This window comes from Rathayibacter sp. AY1B5 (genome assembly GCF_002932795.1).
Classification (GTDB): Bacteria; Actinomycetota; Actinomycetes; order Actinomycetales; family Microbacteriaceae; genus Rathayibacter.
In genome coordinates, this window is record NZ_PSWM01000022.1 from 19,972 (window position 1) to 43,670 (window position 23,699).

The following is a 23,699-nucleotide window of genomic DNA, read 5'->3' on the forward strand; positions in this document are numbered from 1 at the left end:
GTCAGGGTAGCGTCGGCGCTCCGTCGGGCCCGCTCTCGGTATCGGGGCATTCCTGTGCTTCCTGCGTCGAGCGCGCCGTTCGCGCCGCGGCGACCGCCGAAGGCGAGCTCCGGCGCACCTCAGCGCTCCTGCTGAGCCCCGACGACGCCGATAGCCTTCGCTGGTGACCTCCTCCTCCCTCTCCCACCCGGCGAGCCGCTGGGCACTGGACCACATGCCCCTCACCGCGCAGGCGGTCCGGGAGCTCGCTCCGGTGCTCTCCGGGAAGAAGCTGGCGATCTGCCTCCACGTCGAGCCCAAGACCGCCGCTCTCGTCTCGCTCCTGGTCGAGGCCGGGATGGACATCGCTCTGACGGGCTCTCCCGGAACCACGAAGGACGACGTCGCCGACGACCTCCGCGCTCTCGGCGTGCGCGTCCACACGAAGCAGAGCGACGGCGAGGCGGAGCACCTCCGCAACATCGAGGAGGTGCTCGAGCACGATCCCGACCTCACCCTCGACAACGGCGCCGACCTGACCCTCCGGCTCCTCGACTCCGGCGTCCCGGACCACTACCTCGGCGGCACCGAGGAGACCACCACCGGCGGCATCCGCCTGCGGGAGAGCAGCGCGACCCTCCCCCGGCCCGTCGTCGTCATCAACGACTCCCCCCTCAAGCTGATCGTCGAGAACGAATACGGCGTCGGCCAGAGCGTCGTCCAGGGCTTCATGAACGCCACGAACCTCATGATCCCCGGCACGCGCGCCGCGGTCATCGGCTACGGCCCGTGCGGACGCGGAGTCGCCGACACCCTCGCCCAGCTCGGAGCGCGGGTCTCCGTCGCCGACGTCGACCCGATCCGCTCGCTGCAGGCGATCCTCCGCGGCCACCGCGTCGGACCCGTCGCCGACGTCCTCTCGGACGCGCAGTTCGTCTTCACCGCCACCGGAGCACCCGGCGTCATCGGCGCCGCGGAGATCGACGCGTTCGCCGACGGCGCCGTGATCGCCGGCGTCGGCCACTTCCCGTGGGAGATCGACGAAGACGCCCTCGCGGCTGCCACGGAGTCGACCACCGAGTTCGCCGACGGCCGGCGCCGGCAGGGCATCCGCCTGAAGAACGGCAAGCAGATCATCCGCCTCGAGAACGGCCGGATGATCAACCTCACCGCCGCCGGCGGGAATCCGATCCAGGCGATGGACCTCGGCCTGACCCTGCAGGCCCGGAGCCTCGCCGCGGTCGTCACCGCGGACCTCGACGCCGTCGTGCAGCCCGTCCCGGCCGACGTCGAGCACCGCATCGCGACCGACCTCGTCGCCCTCCTCAGCCGCTGAGAGGCGAGCGGGGGGGCTCGGCGGCGATCCGCGGGGCGGCGGCGGTGCACCTCAGAAGACGGCGATCGGATTGACCGGAACGCCGGTGAGCCCGAGCAGGCGCGGTGGGGCCACGCTCAGCAGGAACGACCAGCGGGACAGCTCGGTGCAGACCACGGCGAGCCGCTCGACGTCCGCGCTGTCGATCAGGGGCATGCCCAGCCGGGCGAGCGCGACCCTGTGCATCGGCATCGGCATCTCGGGATCGTGCGGGGGGAAGCTGTCGCCGACGTCCCCCGCGTAAAGCGCCACACCCCGCTCGTGCATCCAGGTCACGGCGTCGACGGTCATGCCGGGGGCCTGCTCCTCCGAATCCCAGGAGAAGCCCCACCCGCTGCGGACCACGAGCGCGTCGCCGGACTGCAGGGGGACGCCTCCTCGGCGCTCGGCCGCGTCGAGGTCGGCGGCGACGATCGCGTGCGCCGCCGGCAGCCTCCCCTGCGGCGCGAGGTCGAGGAGGACTCCGCGCGTGACGATGCCCTCGGCGAACGAGCTGGTGGATCCGTGCATCACTCCGCCGGCGGTGACGGCTTCGGCGAGAGGCCGGCCCGGGTAGACAACTCCGTCGTCGACGGGCAGGTGCGCGAACGCGTCCAGGTGGGTCATCGCCGGGTGGTGCGGAGTCACGATCAGCACCTCGGACATGCCCATCGGAGGGGTGCCGGTGTAGAGGAGTGCCTGCTGCACCGGGGGCGACGGCGGAGCGGCGGGCGCGAAAGGGCCGCCCAGCATCGACGCGGGAGCCACGGGGAGGGCGAGCGAGACCCAGCGGCCGGTCCTCACCTGCTCCGCGGCACGTCGCCGGGCGGCGTCGTCGATGAGGGTGAGCGTGCCGAGCTCGTCCTCCGCGCCCCATCGGCCTCGGTCGTCGGGGAGCTGCGTGCCGGTCATGGGATGTCCTGTCGGATCGATGCGGTCCGGGGTGTGGTGCACACTCCAGGGAGGGGACTGCAGAAGCAGGTCCCTGCAGGCTACCTCGTGAAGCAGGTTCCTGTTTCTTTGAATCACCCGGGAGGGATGTCGGCGTGGACGACGACGAGGGACTCGAGGCCGTCCTCGGCTGGAACGCGGTCAAGGTCGCGCGGATCATCGGCGCGCGCATCACCGCCGGGCTCGCGGAGCACGACGTGAGCCTGGTGCAGTTCGGCGTCCTCTCCTGCCTCACCGGCGGAGCGCAGCTGACCTCGGCCGAGATCGCCCGCGCGGTCTTCGTCCGCCCGCAGACGATGTCCGAGGTCCTCGACGGCATGGAGCGGCGAGGGCTGATCGAGCGTGTCGGAGTCCGCGGGAAGGGCCGACGCACCCCCGTCCGCACGACCGCTGACGGGGAGCGCGTCCTCACCGCGGCGCGCGCGGTCGCTCTCGCGACCAACGACCTCAGCGACGTCGGCCTGAGCGCCCCCGCCGCCCGGCATCTGAACGACCTCCTGCTCACCGTCATCCGGAACGCCGAGGAGCCGACGGGAGCCGGGTTCGGGTCCTGAGGAGGGAGAAGCCGGGCTTCGGAGCATCGGCGACGCCGGACCTCGTCCAGACGGTGTTCACAACGCAGGAAGAATCTGCTCCAGGGCCCCGCGATCCGCGCGGAACGGGTGCCGGATCCTCATCCTTCCTGAGTTGTGAACAGGATCAGCCGAGCGGGGCCGACGAAGGACGCCCGCCCGGGCGCCCTCTTCCGGACGTGGCCGGACGCTCCAGGCCGTCGTGCGCTCGGGCGCGCCCGCGGCCGTCGCGGAGCTCGCGGGCCTGGTCGCGCACGCCGTGCGCACCCCGCGCGTCACCGGCGAGGGCGTCGTGTGGGAGCTGAACGCCCCGGAGTCCGATCGCCTCGCCGTGGAGTCGGTCCTCGCCTGGTCCGCGGTGAACGCCCGGTTCCCCGGGCGCCTCCGCGCCTGCGCGAACGACGAGTGCGACCTCTTCCTCCTCGACCGCAGCCGCCCCGGCACCGCCAAGTGGTGCTCGATGGCGACGTGCGGCAACCGGATGAAGGCCCGCGCGCACGCGAGCCGGTCGCGGGAGTGAGGGCGGGAATCCCTCCCGTCTCCCGCGCGATGATCGACGGTGACAGCAGGCGCGACGCTCTGCCAGGGTGAGCTCATGACTGCAGCCGAGCCCGCACGCACGGACGTCCGCCCCGCGGGTCCCGCGTGGCTTCCGGATCCCGACCGGCCCGGCTTCGAGCGGTGGTGGGACGGCTCGTCGTGGTCGACCGTCTCGGCGCGCGTCCCCTGGGGCAGTGCGATCCCCCTGCAGCAGGAGTGGACGCGTCTCGTCCGCCCCGCCCAGAACCGCCGAGCCGCCGCAGCACTCGTGCTGACGCGCGTCCTGGGCGTCGGCATCGCGCTCCTCCTGCTTCTCCTGTTCCTCGCAGCGGGCGCGACCTGGGCCCGCTGGGGCGCGCTGATGCTCGGAGTCGCCGTCGTGGGAGCGGCGATCGCCGGCCTGATCGTCGGGGTGCTGGCCGTGAGGCAGCCCGCCACGCTCGGGGGCGCGGAGCCGCCTGGTTCGCGGTCATCGAATGCGGCGCTGTCCTCCTCGCGATCCTCGGGCTCACGGCGATCGTCATCGGCGCGGCGCTCCTCTTCGGCTGACGGCCGAACACGCAGGGTTGCGCCGCCCCGCGAAGGACCACTCGGCCGCGCGCGGATCCGGTGAGTACGCTCGGGCCATGCAGCGCACGGTGGGCGGAGTCGTCATCGAAGTCGTCCACGCGAGGACCGGTGACGCCACCCAGACGCCCGACGGTCCGATCGAGCTGTGGAGGATCACCCTCTCCGGAGCAGGCATCGGTCACACCGCGACGGTCGCCGTCGCCGGCACGTCGACGGAGCCGGACGAGGACGTGTTCGCCACCGTCCTCGAGGTGGCCGTGGTGGAGTACGTCTCCGCGTCCGAGGACCTGAGGGAGACTCCCGCGTTCCGCCGGTGGAAGCGGGACCACGCGTCCGACCTGCAGCAGCTCGTGGCGGCGCTGCGGGCGGGCGGCTGACTAGGCGCCTCGAAGCCGGGCCGTCGATGCGGACGCTTCCGCTCGAGCGCGCCGCAGGGCGTCCTCGCGTCCGGCCGCGTCGAGGCGGGCGGGACCGTAGGTGACCACCGGGGGCAGGACGTCGTAGCCGACGAACTCGAGCATCCCGCGATGGATGTGGAAGAGGAACGACTGCAGGTCGCCGTATCCGTCGGCGGCGCCGGGCGCGAAGGCCGCTTCGCCGCCGCCGGTCGTCAGCAGGAGCATGGCGCTCCTGCCGCGCAGGCCGCCCTCGGCGAAGACGCCGTGCTCGCCTCCGAACGTCGCGCCCATCACGAAGACGCGGTCGATCCAGCCCTTCAGGATCGCCGGCATCGAGAACCACCACAGCGGGAACGAGAGCACGAGGAGATCCGCCTGCAGCAGCTCGTCGAGATCGCTCGCGACGGGCTCCCCGAGCGTCTTCTCGAGGACCGCGGTCATCTGCTGCGCCTGCGGCTTGAAGTAGCCGGAGCCGGGGGCGAACTGGTCGCGGTGCAGAACCGGGTCCCGGCCCTCGGCGTACAGGTCGAGCCGGCGGACCTCCATGCCGTCGGCCCTCAGCTGCTCGAGGACCGCGTCCGCCTGCGCGGAGGAGAACGACCGTGCCTCGGGATGGGCGTGGACGAGCAGAGCGCGACGAGCGGGGACGGCCTCGGGAGCATCGGTCATGCGGCCGATCATATCGATGATTCGCGATACGTCGTTAGATCGAGGCTCCGAGTCGCGTGAGGAGCCCGTCGACGTCGGCATCGCTCCGCCGGTAGTGCGTGTACTTCCCGACGCGCGTGGATCGGACGAGGCCCGCGCGCTCCAGGGATCCCATGTACGACGAGATGGTCGACTGCGCCAGACCGCTCTTCGCGGCGAGATGGGTGACGCAGACCCCGAACTCGGCGCGGTCGGCGATCGGCTCGTACTCGCTGAACGACGCTTCGGGAGAGCGGAGCCACTCCATGATCTGCAGTCGCGTGGGATTGCCCAGCGCCTTCAGCACCTCGACCAGTCCCGTGTCCACCGCGCCATTCTCCCCCGCTCGCCGCCCGACCGCCTCCGCGTCGGAACAACCCTCCGCCCGGGCGGCCCGGGGTCACGGCAGGAGGATCACCTTGCCGTCGAGCGTCCGGGACTCGGCGAGCTCCATCGCCTCGACGATCCCCGTGAGCGGGAAGCGGGCGGCGATGTTGGCCGTCAGGGAGCCGTCGGCGAGGAGTCCGAGCACGCGGCCGAGGTCCTCCTCGAGCCGGGCGCGGAAGCGCGCGGGCCGGAGCGAGTGGCCCGCCCAGAGGTCGTAGAAGACCGCGCGCCGGCCGTTGGGGGCCAGCTGGTACGCCTGGATCCGCGCGAGCTGGCGGAGGAACGGGGGCCAGATGCTCCCGGTGCTCGCGCTGACGATCGCGTAGGCGACGAGGGTGCCGCCGGGCGCGAGCAGCGACCACGCCAGCCGGGTCGTCGCTCCGCCGACGTTGTCGAAGACGGCCTGCACTCCGCCGGGAGCGAGCTCGCGTACGCGAGCAGCGAGGTCGGGATCGGCGTAGTCGACGGGCTCCACTCCGGCAGCACGGAGGGCCTCGTGATGGCGGGGCGAGGCAGCGCCGATCACGCGGATCCCCTCGAGGCGGGCGAGGCGGTGCACGAGGCCGCCGACTCCGCCGTTCGCGCCGAACAGGAGGATCGTGTCGCCGCGGGAGACCCGGGCCGAGCGGTGCAGCATCTGCCACGCCGTCACTCCGTTGACCACGACGGCCTCGGCGTCCTCCGAGGCGACTCCGTCGGGGACGACCACGCAGTCGCGGGCGGCGACACGGGCGTGCCCGGTCCAGCCGCCGGTCTTGGTGAGCGCGGCGACGCGGCGGCCCTCGAGCGACGCGTCGCCGCCGGGACCGACCGCGAGGACACGGCCGACGAGATCGTAGCCGGGGGTGAAGGGGAACGGCGGCTGGGCGACGTAGCGGCCGCGGCGCATCGACTGCTCGGCGAACGAGATGCCGGTGGCCTCGACGGCGACGAGCAGCTCGCCGGCCGTCGGCGGCTCGACCGGTGCCTGCTCGAGGAGCAGTCCGGACGGCTCGACGAGCCCGGGCAGGACGACGCGGGTGGTGGTGCGGGGAAGGGTGGTGGACACGGTGAGCTCCTGAGGGTGTGAGGTGAGTGACTGGACAGTCACAAATGCGAACATGAAGACGGAAGGCGGCGAAGAGGAGGAGGTGAGTGCCGCGGGCTCAGTCGCGGTGCCGGATGCCGTCGGAGACGATGCGGGCCCACTCGGAGTCGACGCCGCCGAGGTCGGTCTGCACGATCAGGTGGCAGAGCTGCCCGTAGGCGATGAAGCGCTGCACGGCCGGGCCGTCGGCTCCGGAGACGACGGTGACCGTCCGGACGACCGCGGCGATCCCGCGGCGCACTGCCTCGCGGATCTCCGGGACCTCGCACGCGCTCTGCGCCTGCGACTGCAGCAGGATCAGGTCGCGGTCGGCGATCAGGTCGATGTAGGCGACGGTCATCGCCTCGAGCCGGTCGGCCGGGTCCGAGGAGGGCGAGGCCTCCCCCGCCGCTGCGAGCGTCGACGCCACCTGCTCGTAGCAGCGGTCGACCGCGGCGACGAAGACGCCGAGCTTGCCCGAGAACAGGCGGAAGACGTAGGCGGGCGAGACGCCGGCCTCGGTGGCGACCTCGGTGATCGGGGTCGCGGCGTATCCGGTGCGCGCGAAGACGTGCAGCGCGGCCGCGGTGATCCGCTCGCGCTGCGCCTCGGCGGTCGAGCGGGAGGAGGGGGAAGGCATGTGACTGATCGAACACTTACTTCAGGCAGGTGTCAAGAGGAGAGGACGAAGGAGCGAGGCGGTGGCCGATCTGCGCCTCACCGTGCCGCCAGCTGCACCGGCTCAGGCCTCCGCACTAGGAGGGAAGCGCGCCGATCCGAAGCACATTCAGGGCCCTTTAGCCACAGTCGGCCAGTGAAGGATCGCCGCGACTTAGCGCGCATACGGCAGCATCGACACTCACGCGGGAGACAAAGCGGACTACGTGACTTGCTAATAGCCCATATATAGCTTGGAAGCACGCCATCATTCGCCCTTTATGCGCCACTTTCTTAGCGCGGCACATTATCGGCTACCTTCGAATTGTATCGATCGGCGGATGTCGATCAATTCAAGAGAAGGAGATCTACGTGACTAGACAGCGATTGAGATGGAAGATGCGCGCCCTACTGGCCTCTCTCTTAGGGGTCGGTATCGGCCTTTCAGGGACTGCCCCAGCCAGCGCGGCACCTCCGCCCAGCGGATATCCGACGAGCGAGGTCCTGGCAACCGCGGTAAACCCGGAGCTCGGTGACATCGAACTCCGGCGCGGCTTCTGGGATTCGGAGACAAACCTCGGTTTCGGCGTCGACAAGGCATGGAACAAGCACAACATTTGGAGCATCGAGGCGCAACGAAGAGTCCTGATGTCCAAAAATCATGTCAAGCAAGGAAATGGTCGTTATGCACTGACCGCTTACGCTGGCAAGTACAAGTGCGACAAGATTCTGTGCACTTTGACCGATCAAAGGAAGGTCGTCGGCATCTACAACCCGTATAGTTCCCCTGAATACCACGGATGGCCCGCTGGGGGAGTACTCGGACTGCAGACCATGTACTGCGACCAGGGCGGCGCGATAAAGTGTCCGAACTGGGTCACATACTCCATTCTGAATCCGGGGGTCACTAACCCATTCAGTATCGTGACCGGCGATTCCGACCTCCCCACCGATGGGGCGACCTCTGTGCCATCGGAGAAGGGGCTCTCAGCGCAACAGTGGTCTAGCCAGTCGAGCATGCTGCAGAGTTCAGACATCGAGTCACTCAGGGAAGATCTTGCTGCGGGCACTGCGGAAGTCGGGTTCTCCGATCACCCGCTTCCCGAAACCATCTCCATGAAGTAGCAAAGACGCGTGGCGGGCCGAGAACATCGGCCTGCCACCGCGGAAGGATTTCCGATGAACACTGCCGCCGAAGCCGACATCGTACGCGACTCCTTGAGAGGTGAGATTCTCGAGAGCTTCGCCGCGGACGTCGAGCTAGTGCGCCTGTGGATCGAGAGCGCTAACAGCGTCTGCGTCCTCTACCGGCGGATGAGCGACGGCGACCAGTTGATCGGCCGACGGATCCGGTTTCCCCCGCATGCTATGAACGACGATCCGGCGTCGACCGGGGTCGACGCCGCTCAGGACATGGCCGAGCCTTTGGGCGCACTCGTCGAGCACGCGCGTCCCTCGGAGGGAGTCCTGTGGGTCGGAATACCCAAGGCCGATCCATTGCCCTCCATCCCGGACACGCCGCCAGCGCCGAGCTGCGACTGACCGGCGCTGACGAGCCCACCTGCGTACGCCCTTCTGCCCGCTCCGTGAAACCCCTGGGCGGGGGCGAATCGCGGGATCGCGCATCGCTGAGTTCCGATGAGTGCGTCATCGCAGCAGCTGAGCGTCGCCGGCGACGCCGCCCGGCACATTCCCTACCCCGCGCCCCCGCTGCGCCCCTAGGTTGGGGGGACCCGCATCGCCGACCGCGCACCACTGAGTTCCGATGGAGGAACGCCATGGCCACGACACCCGTGCTCCGCAGGATCGCGATCGCGCTGGTCGCGGTCGTCTCAGTGGGAGTGGCGGGTGCCGCACCGGCGTCCGCACTGGACAGGCCGATCTCCGGGTATCTCCAGGACAGCGGGCTCACTCCCGGGAAGATCCGCGACTTCCTCGGTGGGCCTCTCATCTCGCCCTCGACGCAGGTCGGCTACGGCGGAGCGGTCTCGAGCGTCGACGCGAACGCGAGCCGCGTGGGCATGGAGGTGCTGAAGCGCGGCGGCAACGCGGCGGACGCCGCTGTGGCCACGGCCGCCGCCCTCGGCGTGAGCGAGCCGTACAGCGCCGGAATCGGCGGAGGCGGGTACTTCGTCTACTTCGACAAGGCGTCCGGCGAGGTCAGCACCATCGACGGGCGCGAGACCGCGCCGGCCGGCATCACCTCGGACGCGTTCCTCGACCCCTCGACCGGAGCCCCGTACCCGTTCACCCCGGACCTCGTCTCCTCCGGCGTCGCGGTCGGCGTGCCCGGCACCGTGGCGACCTGGGACACCGCGGTCGACCGCTTCGGCACCCTGCCGCTCTCCGTCGTGCTCGCGCCGTCGATCGCGCTCGCGGCGAAAGGCTTCCGGGTGGACGAGACGTTCCGCAACCAGACCCTCGACAACCGCGAGCGGTTCCAGGCGTTCCCCGACACCGCGGAGCTGTTCCTCCCCGGCGGGGACGCGCCGAAGGTGGGCAGCACCTTCCGCAACCTCGACCTCGCCAAGACGCTGACGTCCATCGCCGTTCACGGGCCGGATGCGTTCTACGAGGGCGCGCTGGCCGCCGAGATCGCCGACACGGTGCAGAATCCGAAGCTCGCGGACGGCGCGGACCTGCCCGCTCCGGCCGGCACGATGACCGCCGCCGACCTCGCGGCCTACTCGGTCGCGGAGCAGGCGCCCACCCACGTCTCCTACCGCGGCCTCGACGTCTACGGCATGGCCCCCTCCTCCTCCGGCGGGATCGCGGTCGGCGAGGCGCTGAACATCCTCGAGAACCACGACCTCGCGGCCGAGGACCCCGGCACCGCCCTGCACCTCTACCTCGAGGCGTCCGCCCGCGCTTTCGCCGACCGCGGCGCCTACGTCGGCGACCCGGCCTTCGTCGACGTGCCGACCGAGACGCTCCTCAGCCAGGAGTTCGCGGACTCGCGGGACTGCACGATCGACCCGGCGACCGCCTCCGTCCGCCCGGTCGCGCCCGGTGCTCTCGACGGCTCCGGATGCTCGACCGCCGCCGCCACGCGGGAGTCGGACACCGAGAACATCTCCACGACCCACCTCTCCGTCGTCGACAAGTGGGGCGACGCCGCCTCCTACACGCTCACGATCGAGCAGACCGGCGGCTCGGCGATGACCGTCCCGGGCCGCGGCTTCCTCCTCAACAACGAGATGACCGACTTCTCCCCCACCTTCGTCGACGGCGACCCCAACCGGATCGAGCCGGGCAAGCGCCCGCGCTCGTCGATGTCGCCCACGATCGTGCTCGACGGCGGGGACGTGCGGTTCGTCGTCGGCTCGCCGGGCGGATCGACGATCATCACGACCGTGCTGCAGACGCTGGTCAACCGCATCGACCTCGGCATGACGCTCCCCGAGGCGGTGGCCGCTCCCCGCGCCTCCCAGCGCAACGGCGCGACCACCTCGGCCGAGCCGGAGTTCATCGAGGCGTACGCCGACGACCTCGCCCCGTTCGGCCAGCAGCTGGTCCCCTCGGGCGACACCTTCACGTCGGCCGCGCAGATCGGCGCGGTCGCGGCGATCGAGGTCGATCCCTCGGGACGGATGACCGCGGTCGCCGAGCCCGTACGGCGCGGGGGCGGCGTCGGGCTGGTGGTGCGGCCCGAGAAGTGACGCCCCTGCGGGCAGACGGTCGCGGTCCGAGTGGAGTCGCTCTCGTGCGGAGGAGTCACAGCCCCTTCGGGAAGCCGAGGGGGCGCAGCGCGGGGTCGAGGCTCTCCCACTGGTGACGCCGCTCCGCGTCCCGGTCGGCGTCGCTCCCCCGGAGTCCGACCGCCTTCGCGGCGTACACGGCGGCGTGCGAGCAGTGATCCGCCATGTGCGCGACGGCCGCGGCCTGACCGGCCGCCCGCGCGGCAGCGGTGGCGGCCGGCTCGCCCGCCTGCGTCGCGGCGCGGGCTGCGGCGTGCGCCGCGAAGGCCGCTGTGCGGCACTCCGTCATCGGCGCCTCGCCCCTCTCCCAGGCGAGGAGGACGTCGAGTGCACGCCGAAGCCAGGAATCGCTCGGATCCCACTCCTCGAACGCGGGGAGGGCGCGCTCCGCGCACTCCGCCGCCCACCGCGCGAGCGCCCGGTGGACCTCCGGCTCGGGATTCGCCCAGGCCGGCTTCTCCGCTCCGCCCACGGGTCTCCCTCCGATTCCGGAGCTCAGCTCAGGCGCTCGGCCAGGTGGACGGTGACGACGTCGCCGAGGTCCTTACCGATCGTCTTCCGCAGCTTCGCGCTGATCGACAGCATGTGGCCGCCGGCGCCGGTCGGCAGCAGGCCCGCGGTCACCGGCTCGCCGTCGACGGTGGCGACCACCCTCACGGACCTCCCCGTGCCGAACAGCTCGACGGAGCCGGGCACCTCGACGCACGACCAGAGGTCGCCCTTGACGACGACGCCGATCGGAGCGGTGAAGGCGACGTCCATCGGCCCGACGCTCATGCGGTCGGCCCACCATCGCCGGAGGAGCTCTGCCCGCTGTACCGGTCGAGGACCTCGTCGTACATCGCGGCGTCGAGCAGACCATCGGACAGGGCCCGGCGGACCTCCTCGAACTCCCCCGGGTCGAGGGTCGTCCAGTCGAAGCCGTCGCTCGGCGACCCGGGCCGGTAGCGCCGGCGGCCGAGCTCGTCGACGGCCTGCTCCCGCGTCAGCTCCCCCGCGGCGAAGCGCTGCGCGATCTCGTACGGTGTCGCGCCGGAGACGCCGGAGCGCACGTGCGGCAGCGCGGCGGCCGCCTCGATCCCGTCGGACACCTCGTCGATCGACATGCGGACCCCTCCCGTCCGAGGGCCCACCGACCCTCCCGTCGACCCTACGACGAGACGCCGCATCCCCGCCGGGTCGGGCGCCGCCTCCACCCGGCCGCGGAGCTCACGATCCGGCCCGGTCGAGGCCACATCGGCGTCCTGCTCGACTGGCCGGACGTCCTCGACCGCCTCCTCGCGGACGGATTCCCCGGGGACGGCCCCGGCAGCGGAGGCTGAGCGTCTCCTCGCGGCCGGCAGCGGATCCGACGCGGAAGGTGGGCCTGGAAGGGCCACGCTTCGGGAGGGCTCCCTCCGCGAGGATCACGGCATGGCCCCTCACCCGGATCCCCGCCGATGACTCTGCAGGACCTCGCCGACGAGCTCGCCGAGGCTCTCGACCGACCGGTGACGATCGAGGACCCGTCGCACCGGATCCTGGCCGCGGCCCGTACGGGCAGAGGGCCCCGGGACGGCGTGTTCCCGGTCCAGGATCCGCGGGGCCGGCTTGCGACTCTCCTCCTCCCCCGGGAGCGGCCCGCGCCGCTCACTCCGGCCGAGTACTCCCTCATCGACGCGGCCGTCGGCGCGATCCGGCGCCTGCTCGGTCCGTCGACGAGGGCGGGCGGCAGCTCCCGCCGCGAGGACGTCCTCGCGGCGCTGCTCGCGGCGGACGGCAGCATCCGGCGCTCGGCCTTCGCCGAGGCGGTGGAGCGGCGCTGGCTCCGGCGGGACGCCCAGACCGTCGTCCGCGCGGTGCGCCTCGCCGGCGCGACCGGCTCGCTCCAGCGGACGGCGCTGGCGAAGCGGATCGACGCGAGCCCCGCCTCCGGCCTGACCTTTCTCGGCGATCAGGAAGGCGCTCTGTTCTTCGTCAGCGTCGACGCGCCGGAGGCCGCCACCGACGCCATCCTCCACCAGGAGGCCCGCGACCGCGGCACGGCCGTCGACGCGATCGGCTCGGCCCGGCTCGACGTCCGCGACGACGACCTCCTGCCGACCGCCGAGCGGGCCGCCCTCGCCGCGACCATCGTCGGCTCCCTGCCCGACGGCCGCGGCCGGGCCGACATCGCCGAGCTGGGGGCGTGGGTGCTCCTCGCCTCGATCGGGGCGGACAGCTCGCAGCTCGCCATGCTCTCGCCGGCCGCGGCGACGCTGCTCGAGCGGGGCGACGAGGTGCAGCGGCGGACGGTCGAGGCCTACCTCGACGTGCGCGGCAGCGTGCGGGAGGCGTGCGGGCTCCTGCACATCCACCGCACCACGCTCTACTACCGCCTCGACAACCTGCCCGAGGCGGTCCGGGAGGCGCTCGACGACGGACTCGCGCGCAGCACGCTGCACCTCTGCCTCAAGCTGATGAGGTTCCGCGACGGGCTCGAGCGGCGGCGGGCCTCGTGACCGTGCCCGGGGACGTCCCGCAGGTCCGCCTCTACGGGCGGCGCGAGAGCCGCGACGCGTGGGAGATCCGCGACCTCCTCTCGCGCAGCGTCGTCTCGTTCTCGTGGACGCCGATCGACACGGACGAGCAGTGCCTCGCCGTCGCCGGACACCCCCTCGCCACCGCGTCGCTCCCGCTCGTGGTGTTCCCGGACGGCAGCCGCGCCTCCGATCCGACGCTCGCCGAGGTCGCGGCCCGGCTGGGCTGGGTGGGCGCACCCCGGCTGGCCGAGTACGACCTCTCCATCTACGGCGCGGGCCCGGCCGGGCTCTCCGCCGCCGTCTACGCCGCGTCCGAGGGGCTGAAGGTCGTCGTCCTCGAGCGCTCGGCGATCGGCGGGCAGGCCGGATCCAGCAGCCTGATCGAGAACTACCTCGGCTTCCCGCACGGGATCGCGGGAGCCGACCTGGCCGAGCGCGCGCGGCAGCAGGCCGTCTCGTTCGGCGCCGAGCTCCTGCGGATGCGCGAGGGGATCCGCGGGCGCTTCGCCGACGACCGGATCCACGCACTGCTCGCCGACGGGACGACCGTCGTCGCCCGCACCAACATCTGCGCCACGGGCATCCAGTGGCGCCGGCTCGGCCTCGAGCGCGAGGACGAGCTGCTCGGCGTCGGCCTCTACTACGGCGCCGGGACGAGCGAGGCGCCGCTCTGCGAGGGCGAGGACGTCGTGGTCGTCGGAGGCGGCAACTCGGCCGGGCAGGCCGTGATGAACCTCTCGGCGCACGCGCGGCACGTGACCATGCTGGTCCGCGGCCCGGACCTGGCCGACAGCCTCTCCTCCTACCTCGCGGAGCGCGTCGTCCGGCAGCCGAACGTGACGATCCTCCTCGACTCGCGCGTCACCCGCCTGCACGGCGCCGACGCCCTCGAGTCGATCGAGGTCGAGAACTCGGCGACCGGCGCGCACGGTGCGCTGGCCACCTCGCACCTGTTCGTCTGCATCGGGGGCGAACCGGACACGACCTGGGCGGCGGAGACCGCGATCGTCCGCGACTCCGGCGGCTACCTCGTGACGGGCCCGGACCTCGCGGGCGAGCACGCCGCGCCGGACTGGCCGCTCGAGCGGGCGCCGTTCTACCTCGAGACCAGCGTCCCCGGCTCCTTCGCCGCGGGGGACGTGCGCCGCAGCTCGGTCAAGCGCGTCGCCTCCGCCGTCGGCGAGGGCGCGATGGCCGTCACCTTCGCCCACCGCCACCTGCAGGAGACCTCGTGAGCCGCCGGCTGCCGACGGTGCGCCACGGCGTCGGCTTCTGGATCGTCGCCGCGACCTTCCTGCTCGTGATGGCGTACTCGACGGTGCCGACTCCGCTCTACCCGCTCTACCAGCAGCTCGACGGCTTCCCGCCGTTCGTGATCACCGTCGTCTTCGCCGCCTACGCGGTCGGAGTGATCGTGAGCCTGTACCTCGCCGGTCACGTCAGCGACTGGCTCGGCCGCCGCCGGGTGCTGCTGATCGCGGTGCTCGTCTCGGCGATCTCGGCCGTCCTCTTCTCGCTGACGACGGAGGTGCCGGGGCTGATCGTCGCCCGCTTCGTCAACGGCGTCAGCATCGGCATGCTCACCGCCACCGCGACCGCCCACCTCGGCGAGCTGCGCGCCCGCGCCCGGCCGGACGAGAACACGATCGTCGCCGCGTCGATCTCGGGCGCCGTGAACCTCGGCGGGCTCTCGCTGGGTCCGCTGCTCGGAGGGGTCTTCGCCGAGTTCCTCCCCGATCCGCTCCTCCTGCCGCATCAGGTGTTCCTGGTCGCGCTGCTCGTGGCGGGCCTGGCGCTGCTCCTCGTACCCGAGACGGTCGACGTGCCGGAGACGGCGCCCGCCTACCGGCCGCAGCGGCTCTCGGTGCCGGCGGACGCGCGCCGGGCGTTCCTGCTCGCGGCGTTCGGAGCGTTCTCGGCCTTCTCCGTCCTCGGCCTCTTCACCTCGCTCGCACCGACGTTCCTGGTGCAGACGTTCCAGGTCCGCGACCACCTGCTCGCCGGAGCGACGTCCTTCGCCGTGTTCGCCTCCGCGGCCCTGGGCCAGCTGCTGCTCGTGAAGGTGGGGGTGCGCCTGCAGCTCTCGATCGCGGTGGCGGGCTGCGCGGTCGGGCTCGCGGCGGTCGCGGCCGGAGCGATCGCTCCGCAGCTGGGGGTGTTCCTCGCCGGGGCCGTCGTCTCGGGCTTCGGGGTGGGGCTGCTCTTCAAGGGATCGATCGGCACAGCGGTCGCCCTCGCGGATCCGGCCCGCCGGGGCGAGACCCTGGCTGTGGTGTTCCTGGTCGCCTACACGGGGCTCGCGGTGCCCGCGCTGGCGGCGGGAGCGGCGCTGAACCTCGCCGCCGCGACGACCGTGCTGACGGTGTTCGCGGCGCTGGTGCTGGCGGCGACCGCGACGGCCGGCGTGCTGCTGCGCGCCCGCAGCGCGGCGGCCGGGCGATGAGCGGCGGATCGGGGCGGCGCTGCGTGGGGCTCGGGCTGCGGGGCGGCGGCCGTCGGGGTGCCGGCCGTGTGCACCCCGGACGGCCGCCCGTCGCGTCAGAAGTCCTCGCGCCGCTCCTGCTCGGCCTCGGCGGCCGGCTCGAGTGCGGCGAGATCCCCGAGCGCGAGGCGCAGCTGGCGGAGGAGCCACTCCTCGGTCAGCGCCCCCGCGTCGAGCGCGTCCAGCCGGCGGAGGCGCTCGGCGGCCGACCCGGTGAGGTCGGCGGGCGTCCCGGCGCTCATGCGCCGTACCCCGCTCCGCGGAGCAGGCGGCGCAGGTCGACGAGCTGCTGCTCGTCCACGTCCTTGTGGTGCGGCCGGTGGAGGGTCTCGGTGGTCGAGCCGACCGTCACCGAGAAGGCGCCGTCGTGCTTCTCGTGGACGGTGCCGACGGCTTCGAGCAGCGTCAGCGCGTCCGCCCAGAGGACGTTGTGGCTGGACGAGTCCTCGAGCAGCCGCTCGAGCGTGTCTCGCTGGTTCGAGTGGAGGTGGCGGGTGTCGGTCATGAACGGCCCTTCGGTGTCAGAGCACGCGCCCCGGTGGCGGTGCTCGGCGTCGCGTCCGACGGTAGGCGCGCGGGTGGAGCCGGTGCGCGAGTCGGATGACTCGAAGAGCGGACGTGGCGGGGCGTCCTCGCGAGAGGTGCGGTCGTGAATCCGGAGCCGGGCGACCGCCTCGACGAGGGGGAGCCTCCCCGCACGCCGGGGCTGCCCGAGGCCGCCGTCTCCGCCGCGTCGCTCCCCGACCGGCCGGCCGCGTTCCTCAACGCTCTGCTGACCGAGCACTTCGTCCTGGAGTCGGCGCGCGGGATCACCGTGACGGAGTCGAGCAGCCGCGCCTCGCTCTACCTGACGATGCTCTCCAGCTCGCTCGTGGCCTTCGGCTTCCTCGCCCCGACCCGGTACGCGATGGGGTTCCTCGCGGTGATCATCCCGGTCGTCGTGCTGCTGGGGGTGTTCACCTACGAGCGGCTGGTGCAGACCTCGATGGAGGACATCGCCGCGCTGACGGCCATCCAGCGCATCCGCCGCTACTACGGGACCCTGCTGCCGGGCGCGGGCGCCTACTTCGCGGTGCCGCGCGGCCGCCACGCGCCGAACGAGCTGCTCGAGATCGGCCGGCGGCAGAGCTGGCGGGGCATCTTCTTCACGATGTCCTCGGCGATCGCGGTGGTCAACTCGATCGTGGCGGGCGCCGGAGTCGCGCTCGCGCTGACGCAGAGCGGCGCGGACGAGGTCCCCGCGATCGCGTGCGGCATGGCGGCCGCGGTCGTCCTCGCGGTGCTGCACGGGGTGTACCAGTTCCACCGGTACCGGCAGATGCGGCTGCGGATCGCCGAGGCGGAGGCGCTGGACGGGGTCGAGAGGCGGTGACGGGGTCCGGCCGGCGTCGTCCGCCGGCCGGTCGGCGGGCTTCGACCTGCTCCCGCGACTGCTCCCGCGACTGCTCCCGCGACTGCTCCCGCGACTGTCCAGGAGTTGTCGCACTCGCATGCCCAGTGCGACAACTCCTGGACTCTCGTGGCCCTCGCTCCCCGGCGGGCCGCCGCGAGCATCCGGAAGTCGTCGTCGGTCGCGAGTGCGACAACTCCTGCGCTCTCGCGGACGAGCGCTGGGCGTCGGCGGCTCCGGCTGCCACGACTGTCCAGGAGTTGTCGCAGTCGCATGCCCAGTGCGACAACTCTTGCGCTGTCGCGGGGGGGGGAGGGTACGGCTCAGGCGCGCTCGGCGAGGAGGTACTGCCAGTCGCGCGGCACGCGGTCCTTCGGCCCCGGAGTGGTCTGGCTCGCCGGGTGGCTCTGCGGGTCGGCCAGGGCGGGGCCGTCGGCGTAGTCGTCGGTCCGGTAGTCCCAGAACCAGTCCTCGCCGGGCTCGAAGCTGCGGATGACCGCGTGGCCGGTCGAGTGGTAGTGGGCCGTCGCGTGGCGGTTCAGCGAGTCGTCGCAGCAGCCGATGTGCCCGCAGAGCGCGCAGCGGCGCAGGTGCAGCCACCACGATCCGGACTGCTCGCACTCGACGCAGCCGGGGCCGCTCGGCGGGACGGAGGGGTCGATCATCTGCTGCGACGTCATGCGCTCAGCATGCGCCTCCCGCGGCGGCAGGCACCAGGTCGGATGACTCGATCCTGCGGCTCCGTCACGCGCTCCGGGCGTCCTCGAGGCTGAGGAGCGCGTCGCGGAGCCCGGCCCGCGAGGTCACCCCGAGCTTGGGGAAGATCCGGTACAGGTGCCCGCTGACGGTGCGGGGCGAGACGAAGAGCTGCTGGGCGATCTGCTTGTTCGAGAGCCCGGCGGCTGCGAGGGAGACCACGCGCCGCTCCTGCTCACTGAGGTCGGCGGCCACCGGCGCCTCCCCCGCGCCGCCCGCCGCCCGCAGCTCGTGCTGGGCGCGGGCGAGCCAGAGCTCCGCCCCTACCGCGGCGAACCCCGCGGCGGCCTGGCGGAACCGGGTGCGCGCCTCCAGCGGACGCATCCGGCGGCGCAGCCACTCGCCGTGGCAGAGCTGGACGCGCGCCCGCTCGAACGGCCACTCCTCGGAGGCCGGGTCGAGGGAGCGCTCGAAGAGGGCGCCCGCGCCGCCGGAGGGATCGAGGACCGCGGTCGCCGCGAGGACGAGCATCCGCCCGCGGGGAGCGAGAGGCCGCGCGACGAGCTCCGCCGCGGCCTCCGCCAGCTCGGCGCAGTGCCCGGGCAGGCGGAGGCGCGAGGCGGCCTCCGCGGCGTCCAGGAGCTCCAGCGGGTCGCGGCCGGCGCGGGAGGAGGAGCGGGCGTGCGCCTCCTCGAAGCGGCCGCCGCCGAGGTCGAGCGAGCACAGGGCGTGATCCGTGGCGCGCGCGACCGACGCCGCTCCGTGCCGCAGCGCCCAGGCCGACGCGCGCTCGGCGCACTCGAGGGTGCGTGCCCGGTCGCCCTGCACCGCGTGGACCCGGGCTCGAGCCGCGTCGATCAGCGCACGGACGGCGGGCAGCTCGTCGACGCGGGCGGCGGCGCGGTCGAGGTCGGCCGAGGCGTCGTCGAGGCGACCGCGGTCGAGAGCGGTGGTGCCGCGGCGGAGGAGGGCGAGGGTGCCGGGCAGGCCGTCCGCCTCCTCGCCGCGGTCGAGGAGCCCGGCGAGGCGGTCGCGGCGCTCGTCCGAGACCTCGAGCAGCGACCAGGCGAGGTGCAGCGCGACCGTCTTCCACGGGTCGCCCGTGACCGCGGAGTCCTCGGCGAGCAGCAGGCGGCGCTCCCACTCCTCGTGTGTGACCGGTCGCGCGCTGGCCTCCACGAGGCGCAGGACGGGATCGAGGGAGTGCTCCTCGCCGACGGCGAGCGCCTCCTGCCACCACGCGGGATCGCCGCGGAGCACGCAGGCGGTGTGGAGGACGGTCACCAGCAGGTCGGCGGCGTCGTCGCGCGGGGCTGCGTGGTCGGCGGGGAGTCGGCCGCCGACCTCGCGGGAGGCACCGTCTGCAGGCGAGTCACCGCCGACAGGCGAGTCACCGCCCGCAGACGAGCCCCCACGCCCGACCCGAGCGCCGAGCGCCCGGAGGGCCGCGCGGCGGACCCCGCCCACGTCACCCGTGCGCAGCAGCGCGTCGGCGAGCCGGGCCGCCTCGACGGCGGCCCCGGGAACAGCGCCGTCCTCCCGCGAGCGCTCCACCACCCGCTCGAGGGCCGCCGCATCGCCGGTGAAGGCCGCGACGGCGGCCGCGCGCGCCTCGAGCGCCTCCCGCAGAGCACCACCGCGCGCACCCGAGCGCGCCTCGGCCAGGAGGAGCAGCGCCTCCTGCGGCCTGCCCGCGCGGAGGCGCTCCTCCGCCGCGTCCTCGAGGAGCCGCGCCCGCTCCTCCGGCCCGGCCGCGTCGTCCGCCGCGAGCAGCAGGCGGAGGTGCGGGGCCGACTCCGGGCGATCGGCGAGACGCCTCCGTGCCGTCCGCAGCGCTCGGGGCGACGCCGTCGAGAGCACCACCGCGCGGACCACCGGGTCGCGGAACGCACGGCCGCCCGCCGTCACGATCCCCTCCTGCACCAGGGCGCGGTCCCCGTCGCCGAGGGCCGACCCGATCGCCTCCGGGAACTCGGCGCCCGCCACCGCCGCGAGCAGGAGCGCCTCCCGGCACGTCTCCGACAGCGGAGCCAGCAGGTCGCGCACTCTGGTCTCGGCCTGCTCGAGCCGCGGGTAGACCGGGAAGTGCGAGGGAGCGTCCTCGTCGGCCCAGGCCCGCCCGAGGACGTCGAGGAGCAGCGGATTCCCCTCCGCGACCCGCAGCAGGCGCGCCTCGACGGCGAGCGGCCGGCGGCAGCCGTGGGCGCGCAGGAAGCCGCGGGCCGCCTCCGCGTCGAGGGGCTCCGTGCGCCGGTGCCGCAGGCCCTCCCAGCCGGCGAGGACGCGGCGGTCGCCGGTGGCGAGGAGGCAGGCGGCGCCGACCTCGTCGACCAGCCGGGTCACCAGGGCCTGGAGGGTCTCGCGGGCGGCGACGTCGAACCGCTCCCAGTCGTCGACGACGATCAGGAAGCCGGGGTCGCAGGGCGAGGCCGAGGAGTCGCGCACCCGCTGCAGACGGCCGATCAGCGTGGCGAACAGCGCGAGCGAGGACGCGCCGATCACGGCGTCGCCGCGGTCCGGCCGCACCTCCACGACCTCGCAGCCGGCGGCCCGAGCGGTGGCCGCGGCGGAGCGCAGCATGTGCGTCCGGCCCGAGCCGATCCCACCCTCGACCACCAGGAGCCGCTCCCGCGCCGGCGACGCCGAGCTCAGCATCCGGACCACCACGTCCTCGGGGGCGCTCGGGTGCGCGGGCGGCGAGGAGAGGGCACTGATCGTCATCGCGACTCCTGAGGGACGGGTTCCGAGGACCCCATGCTGACCGCCGGGCACTGCCGCGCTCTCCTCCCTCTGTCGGAACCCTCGGGCGCTCCCGGGCTCTCCTCCCTCTGTCGCGATCCTCCGGAGCGCGGCCGGGCCCCGGTCGGCGTCGGGCAGGAGGGCACAAGAGAGCAGGAGGGCACAGCAAGCCCAAGGCACAGCAGGCACAGCAGGGCACAGCTGGGCAGTGGGCCCGGCGGGTGCCCGACGGTACTCTGTGTCCCACCGGACGACCGGTACGGCCCCACCCCCGCACGACCGCCGCTCGACCCGGCGGCTGAACCGATGGAGTCGCACGATGAGCTCTCGCAGCCCCCTCGCGGAGTTCCTCCGCGCTCGACGGGCGGCGCTGCAGCCGGAGCAGGTCGGCATGCCGACCGCGGGCACCCGGCGACGGGTGCCGGGTCTGCGCCGCGAGGAGGTCGCCGACCGCGCCCGCATCAGCCGCGACTACTACCTCCGCGTCGAGCAGGGGCACGCCGTCGCCCCGTCCGACCAGGTGCTGAACGCCCTCGCCGAGGCGCTCGCCTTCGACGAGTTCGAGCGCGCCTACCTCTTCCGGCTGGCCCGACTGCGCCCCGGCGCGCGCGATCCCGCCTTCCTTCCGCCGGGCCAGGGCGTGGAGTCGCTGCTCGCCCACTGGCCGAGGACGCCGGCGTACGCGTTCGACCGCAACCTCGACGTCCTCGGCGCGAACGATCTGATGAGCCGTCTCGCCCCCGACAAGGGCGTGCCCGGCGCCAACATGCTGCTCTCCACGTCCCGCGGCTTCGCCCGCGCCGTGGCGGACGGCGACCCGCCGGACCAGCTGCAGGCGTGGGGCCAGGTCTTCCGCGAGCTGATCGCCGCGCTGCGGTTCTACAGCGACCCCGACGATCCGCGGCTGCACGAGATCGTCGGCGAGTGCTCGGTCGGGAATCCGCTGTTCCGGTCGATCTGGGCCGAGTACCAGGTCCGCCCCTTCACCCACCGGTGGATCCGCGTCCACGTCGAGCCGTTCGGCTGGCTCGACCTCGAGATGCAGACCCTGGAGCTCGCCGGCGCTCCGGGCCGGTACGTCGTGACCTATCTCGCGGCGGCGGGGACTCCGGCGGCCGCGGCCGTCGACTACCTCGCCTCGCTGCGGCCCGCTCCGGAGGCGGGCACCGCGCTGACCGCCCCGGCCGGCGCCTGACCAGTGGCGGCGAGGAGCGCGAGAGCCTCGCGACCCGCCGCGCCACCAGCCTCGAACAGGAGCAGGAGGCGCGCGCCGTCCCGGACCAGCCGGTAGTCCATCGGCACGGAGCCGACCGCGGTGTCGAGGAACACGACCGACCCGCGCGCGTCGGCCTCCGCCCCGGCCGCCCACGAGTCCGCGAACCGCGGGCTCCTCGCCGAGAGCTCCCCGACGACCGTCAGGAACTCCCGATCCCCCCGGTGCCGGTCGAGCGAGTCCCGGAGCATCGCCGCGACCTGATCGGCGGCGGCACCCCAGCACGGCAGGTCCTCGACCTCGGACGAGTCCAAAAAGGTGAAGCGGGCGATGCTCACTCCTGCGGCGAAGGCGGGCGAGAGCGCCCGCGCGAGCGGAGTCGCGGCCAGCACCCGCAGGTGCCGGTCCAGCAGCACCGCCGCCCTCCCCGCCCACGGCAGGAGCGCCGCCTCGTGATCCTCAGTCATGTCCCCGTCCCCCGTCCCCTCCGCGCGTCCCTGTCTCAGCGCAGCGGAGTGATCCCCTGCGTGCCGGGCGGGAAGGTCGCCAGCACCTCCTCCGGGATGTTCAGGTGCTGCGCGACCAGCGACGGCGGCAGGTGGCTGAGCCACTGGGCGAGCGACACCTCCTCGTAGCGGGAGCTCTTGAAGGTCTCGATGTAGACGAGCGTGTCGTCGCCGGTGTTCTCGACGTAGTGGCCGAAGTTGCGGCGCACGACGCCCACGTCGCCCGCGTGGAAGTCGGTCGTGTTGGCGTGCGGGCCCGTGTTGAACACGGTCATCCGGGCGGATCCGCGGAGGTAGTACTGCCACTCGTCGGCGTTGGGGTGCCAGTGCAGCTCGCGCATCGAGCCGGGCTCGACGGTCGTCAGCGCGGCTGAGACCGTGCGCGAGGCCGGGAAGTTCGTGCTGTCGGCGATCTGGATCCGGCCGCCGCTGTTCTGGTGCACCGGCTCGGACCGGGAGAGCCGGAAGATCACCGCCTCGTCGCCGTCCTGCACCCCGGCCGCGGCCCGGTCGGCCTGGAGGTCGCCGGGCACGTCGCCCGGGAAGATCCAGAGGTCGTGCAGCGGGATGTCGCGGAAGACCTCCTGCGCGACGCCGAAGTTCTTCGCCAGCACGTCGGGCGGCGTGTGCGCGAACCAGTCGGTGAGCAGGAGCGTGTTGCTCTCGGACTGCTCGCCGTCGTCGAACGCCAGCACGAACTCCGCCCCGTCCGGGCCGAGGCCCTGCAGGGAGTGCGGCAGCCCGGGCGGGAAGTACCAGAGGTCCCCCTCCTGCACGTCGTCGACGCTGGGCCGGCCGGTGCGGCTGAGCGTGGTGATGCGGCAGTTCCCCCTGGTCATCAGCGCCCACTCGGCGCTCTGGTGCCAGTGCAGCTCGCGGATCCCGCCGGCCTCGAGGTACATGTTCACGCCGGCGATCTCGTTCGAGATCGCGAAGTCGGCCTGCGTGAGCTCGCGCGCCCAGCCTCCCCGCTGCACCCGCCGCGGCGAGATGTTGAAGGAGGACCAGAAGAACGGCTGCGTGCTGATGTCGGTCGCGGGCGCCGCGATCTGGTTCGGGAACAGTCCCTCCAGAACGCGGTTCTGCGGGCCGGTCATCGTGTTCGCCGAGGGATCGCCCTCGGTGTTCACGATCCCCTCCTGGGGGAGGTCCGGATCTCCGAATCCGGGGGTCTCGTGGTGCGGAGCGGTGCTGTCGTCGGGTTCCACGGCGTTCTCCCTGCTGATCGTCCTGCGCGCCTGCGCTGCTCCGATCCCACCGCTCCGGATCGGGACGCACCACGGTCATGCGACTCGATCCGCGCGTCCCGTCGA

27 protein-coding genes are annotated in these 23,699 nt (G+C 72.9%); 13 read left to right on the forward strand and 14 right to left on the reverse strand.

The features are described 5' to 3' along the window. Positions 1–163: 163 nt before the first annotated feature. Entirely contained in the window at positions 164–1,315 is a 1,152-nt protein-coding gene (locus C5D44_RS13365) for an adenosylhomocysteinase (protein WP_219815347.1), read from the forward strand. Between the two features lie 51 nt (positions 1,316–1,366). Here the strand turns inward: C5D44_RS13365 and C5D44_RS13370 are convergent, their stop codons facing one another. Then, positions 1,367–2,245, reverse strand: coding sequence for a cyclase family protein (locus C5D44_RS13370; RefSeq protein ID WP_104275781.1), 879 nt, complete (start codon positions 2,243–2,245; stop codon positions 1,367–1,369). Between the two features lie 134 nt (positions 2,246–2,379). On the opposite strand from C5D44_RS13370, the gene C5D44_RS13375 reads away from it, so the two are divergent. The 4 genes from C5D44_RS13375 to C5D44_RS13390 all read left to right on the forward strand — a co-directional run bounded on the left by C5D44_RS13375 (position 2,380) and on the right by C5D44_RS13390 (position 4,343). Continuing rightward, on the forward strand, positions 2,380–2,838 hold the full coding sequence (locus tag C5D44_RS13375) for a MarR family winged helix-turn-helix transcriptional regulator (RefSeq protein WP_104281936.1): 459 nt from the start codon (positions 2,380–2,382) through the stop codon (positions 2,836–2,838). Positions 2,839–3,058: 220 nt separating this feature from the next. Further along, positions 3,059–3,376, forward strand: coding sequence for a CGNR zinc finger domain-containing protein (locus tag C5D44_RS13380; protein ID WP_104281937.1), 318 nt, complete (start codon positions 3,059–3,061; stop codon positions 3,374–3,376). 75 nt (positions 3,377–3,451) lie between these two features. After that, positions 3,452–4,009, forward strand: coding sequence for a DUF2510 domain-containing protein (locus tag C5D44_RS18725; RefSeq protein WP_104281938.1), 558 nt, complete (start codon positions 3,452–3,454; stop codon positions 4,007–4,009). A 13-nt stretch (positions 4,010–4,022) separates the two neighbouring features. Next, on the forward strand, positions 4,023–4,343 hold the full coding sequence (locus C5D44_RS13390; protein ID WP_104281939.1) for a hypothetical protein: 321 nt from the start codon (positions 4,023–4,025) through the stop codon (positions 4,341–4,343). Here C5D44_RS13390 and C5D44_RS13395 read toward each other — a convergent pair whose 3' ends face one another. The 4 genes from C5D44_RS13395 to C5D44_RS13410 all read right to left on the reverse strand — a co-directional run bounded on the left by C5D44_RS13395 (position 4,344) and on the right by C5D44_RS13410 (position 7,144). After that, positions 4,344–5,033: an NAD(P)H-dependent oxidoreductase gene (locus tag C5D44_RS13395; protein WP_104281963.1), complete on the reverse strand. Its 690-nt coding sequence runs from the start codon at positions 5,031–5,033 to the stop codon at positions 4,344–4,346. A gap of 34 nt (positions 5,034–5,067) precedes the next feature. Further along, positions 5,068–5,379 (reverse strand): helix-turn-helix transcriptional regulator, encoded by a 312-nt coding sequence (locus tag C5D44_RS13400; RefSeq protein WP_219812865.1) that lies wholly within the window; start codon positions 5,377–5,379, stop codon positions 5,068–5,070. A gap of 72 nt (positions 5,380–5,451) precedes the next feature. After that, complete coding sequence (locus tag C5D44_RS13405) at positions 5,452–6,486, reverse strand: medium chain dehydrogenase/reductase family protein (RefSeq protein WP_219815348.1); 1,035 nt, start codon at positions 6,484–6,486, stop codon at positions 5,452–5,454. A 97-nt stretch (positions 6,487–6,583) separates the two neighbouring features. Continuing rightward, on the reverse strand, positions 6,584–7,144 hold the full coding sequence (locus C5D44_RS13410; RefSeq protein WP_104281941.1) for a TetR/AcrR family transcriptional regulator: 561 nt from the start codon (positions 7,142–7,144) through the stop codon (positions 6,584–6,586). Between the two features lie 389 nt (positions 7,145–7,533). On the opposite strand from C5D44_RS13410, the gene C5D44_RS17780 reads away from it, so the two are divergent. From C5D44_RS17780 to ggt, 3 genes are all read left to right on the forward strand, one after another. Further along, entirely contained in the window at positions 7,534–8,286 is a 753-nt protein-coding gene (locus C5D44_RS17780; RefSeq protein ID WP_146088057.1) for a hypothetical protein, read from the forward strand. A gap of 54 nt (positions 8,287–8,340) precedes the next feature. Beyond that, complete coding sequence (locus C5D44_RS13415) at positions 8,341–8,703, forward strand: hypothetical protein (protein WP_104281942.1); 363 nt, start codon at positions 8,341–8,343, stop codon at positions 8,701–8,703. Between the two features lie 236 nt (positions 8,704–8,939). Beyond that, positions 8,940–10,820, forward strand: a complete 1,881-nt coding sequence (ggt, locus tag C5D44_RS13420) for a gamma-glutamyltransferase (protein WP_104281943.1) — start codon at positions 8,940–8,942, stop codon at positions 10,818–10,820. 55 nt (positions 10,821–10,875) lie between these two features. Here ggt and C5D44_RS13425 read toward each other — a convergent pair whose 3' ends face one another. Genes C5D44_RS13425 through C5D44_RS13435 form a run of 3 tightly spaced genes read right to left on the reverse strand, consistent with a single transcriptional unit; the run spans position 10,876 to position 11,965 of the window. Continuing rightward, on the reverse strand, positions 10,876–11,331 hold the full coding sequence (locus tag C5D44_RS13425; protein ID WP_104281944.1) for a putative immunity protein: 456 nt from the start codon (positions 11,329–11,331) through the stop codon (positions 10,876–10,878). Positions 11,332–11,354: 23 nt separating this feature from the next. Further along, positions 11,355–11,636 carry a DUF1905 domain-containing protein gene (locus tag C5D44_RS13430; RefSeq protein ID WP_104281945.1) on the reverse strand — a complete coding sequence of 94 codons (282 nt, stop codon included), beginning with the start codon at positions 11,634–11,636 and terminating at the stop codon, positions 11,355–11,357. Beyond that, entirely contained in the window at positions 11,633–11,965 is a 333-nt protein-coding gene (locus C5D44_RS13435) for a hypothetical protein (RefSeq protein ID WP_104281946.1), read from the reverse strand. The genes C5D44_RS13430 and C5D44_RS13435 overlap by 4 nt, the downstream gene beginning before the upstream one ends. 333 nt (positions 11,966–12,298) lie before the next feature. Here C5D44_RS13435 and C5D44_RS13440 point away from each other — a divergent pair, with 333 nt between their 5' ends. Genes C5D44_RS13440 through C5D44_RS13450 form a run of 3 tightly spaced genes read left to right on the forward strand, consistent with a single transcriptional unit; the run spans position 12,299 to position 15,803 of the window. After that, positions 12,299–13,339, forward strand: coding sequence for a helix-turn-helix domain-containing protein (locus C5D44_RS13440; RefSeq protein ID WP_104281947.1), 1,041 nt, complete (start codon positions 12,299–12,301; stop codon positions 13,337–13,339). Next, positions 13,336–14,595, forward strand: a complete 1,260-nt coding sequence (locus C5D44_RS13445) for an NAD(P)/FAD-dependent oxidoreductase (protein WP_181118509.1) — start codon at positions 13,336–13,338, stop codon at positions 14,593–14,595. The genes C5D44_RS13440 and C5D44_RS13445 overlap by 4 nt, the downstream gene beginning before the upstream one ends. Further along, on the forward strand, positions 14,592–15,803 hold the full coding sequence (locus tag C5D44_RS13450; RefSeq protein WP_258067986.1) for an MFS transporter: 1,212 nt from the start codon (positions 14,592–14,594) through the stop codon (positions 15,801–15,803). The genes C5D44_RS13445 and C5D44_RS13450 overlap by 4 nt, the downstream gene beginning before the upstream one ends. 95 nt (positions 15,804–15,898) lie before the next feature. Here C5D44_RS13450 and C5D44_RS13455 read toward each other — a convergent pair whose 3' ends face one another. Together C5D44_RS13455 and C5D44_RS13460 are read right to left on the reverse strand one after the other, a co-directional pair. Further along, the gene (locus tag C5D44_RS13455; RefSeq protein ID WP_104224778.1) at positions 15,899–16,084 is read right to left on the reverse strand and encodes a hypothetical protein; all 186 of its coding nucleotides are present in this window, start codon (positions 16,082–16,084) and stop codon (positions 15,899–15,901) included. Beyond that, positions 16,081–16,347, reverse strand: coding sequence for a hypothetical protein (locus tag C5D44_RS13460; RefSeq protein ID WP_104281948.1), 267 nt, complete (start codon positions 16,345–16,347; stop codon positions 16,081–16,083). The genes C5D44_RS13455 and C5D44_RS13460 overlap by 4 nt, the downstream gene beginning before the upstream one ends. Before the next feature lie 144 nt (positions 16,348–16,491). On the opposite strand from C5D44_RS13460, the gene C5D44_RS13465 reads away from it, so the two are divergent. After that, positions 16,492–17,214, forward strand: a complete 723-nt coding sequence (locus tag C5D44_RS13465) for a hypothetical protein (RefSeq protein ID WP_104275768.1) — start codon at positions 16,492–16,494, stop codon at positions 17,212–17,214. 341 nt (positions 17,215–17,555) lie between these two features. On the opposite strand, the gene C5D44_RS13470 is transcribed toward C5D44_RS13465, so the two are convergent. Both C5D44_RS13470 and C5D44_RS13475 read right to left on the reverse strand, forming a co-directional pair. Next, a complete protein-coding gene (locus tag C5D44_RS13470; RefSeq protein ID WP_104281949.1) occupies positions 17,556–17,912 on the reverse strand; it encodes a UBP-type zinc finger domain-containing protein in 357 nt (118 codons plus the stop codon). A gap of 64 nt (positions 17,913–17,976) precedes the next feature. Continuing rightward, positions 17,977–20,649, reverse strand: a complete 2,673-nt coding sequence (locus C5D44_RS13475; RefSeq protein WP_104281950.1) for a LuxR C-terminal-related transcriptional regulator — start codon at positions 20,647–20,649, stop codon at positions 17,977–17,979. Positions 20,650–20,986: 337 nt separating this feature from the next. Here C5D44_RS13475 and C5D44_RS13480 point away from each other — a divergent pair, with 337 nt between their 5' ends. Then, positions 20,987–21,862 carry a helix-turn-helix transcriptional regulator gene (locus C5D44_RS13480; RefSeq protein WP_104281951.1) on the forward strand — a complete coding sequence of 292 codons (876 nt, stop codon included), beginning with the start codon at positions 20,987–20,989 and terminating at the stop codon, positions 21,860–21,862. On the opposite strand, the gene C5D44_RS13485 is transcribed toward C5D44_RS13480, so the two are convergent. Together C5D44_RS13485 and C5D44_RS13490 are read right to left on the reverse strand one after the other, a co-directional pair. Beyond that, complete coding sequence (locus tag C5D44_RS13485; protein ID WP_104281952.1) at positions 21,796–22,347, reverse strand: hypothetical protein; 552 nt, start codon at positions 22,345–22,347, stop codon at positions 21,796–21,798. The genes C5D44_RS13480 and C5D44_RS13485 overlap by 67 nt on opposite strands. 35 nt (positions 22,348–22,382) lie before the next feature. Beyond that, entirely contained in the window at positions 22,383–23,594 is a 1,212-nt protein-coding gene (locus C5D44_RS13490; protein ID WP_258065165.1) for a cupin domain-containing protein, read from the reverse strand. Between the last annotated feature and the right edge of the window lie 105 nt (positions 23,595–23,699).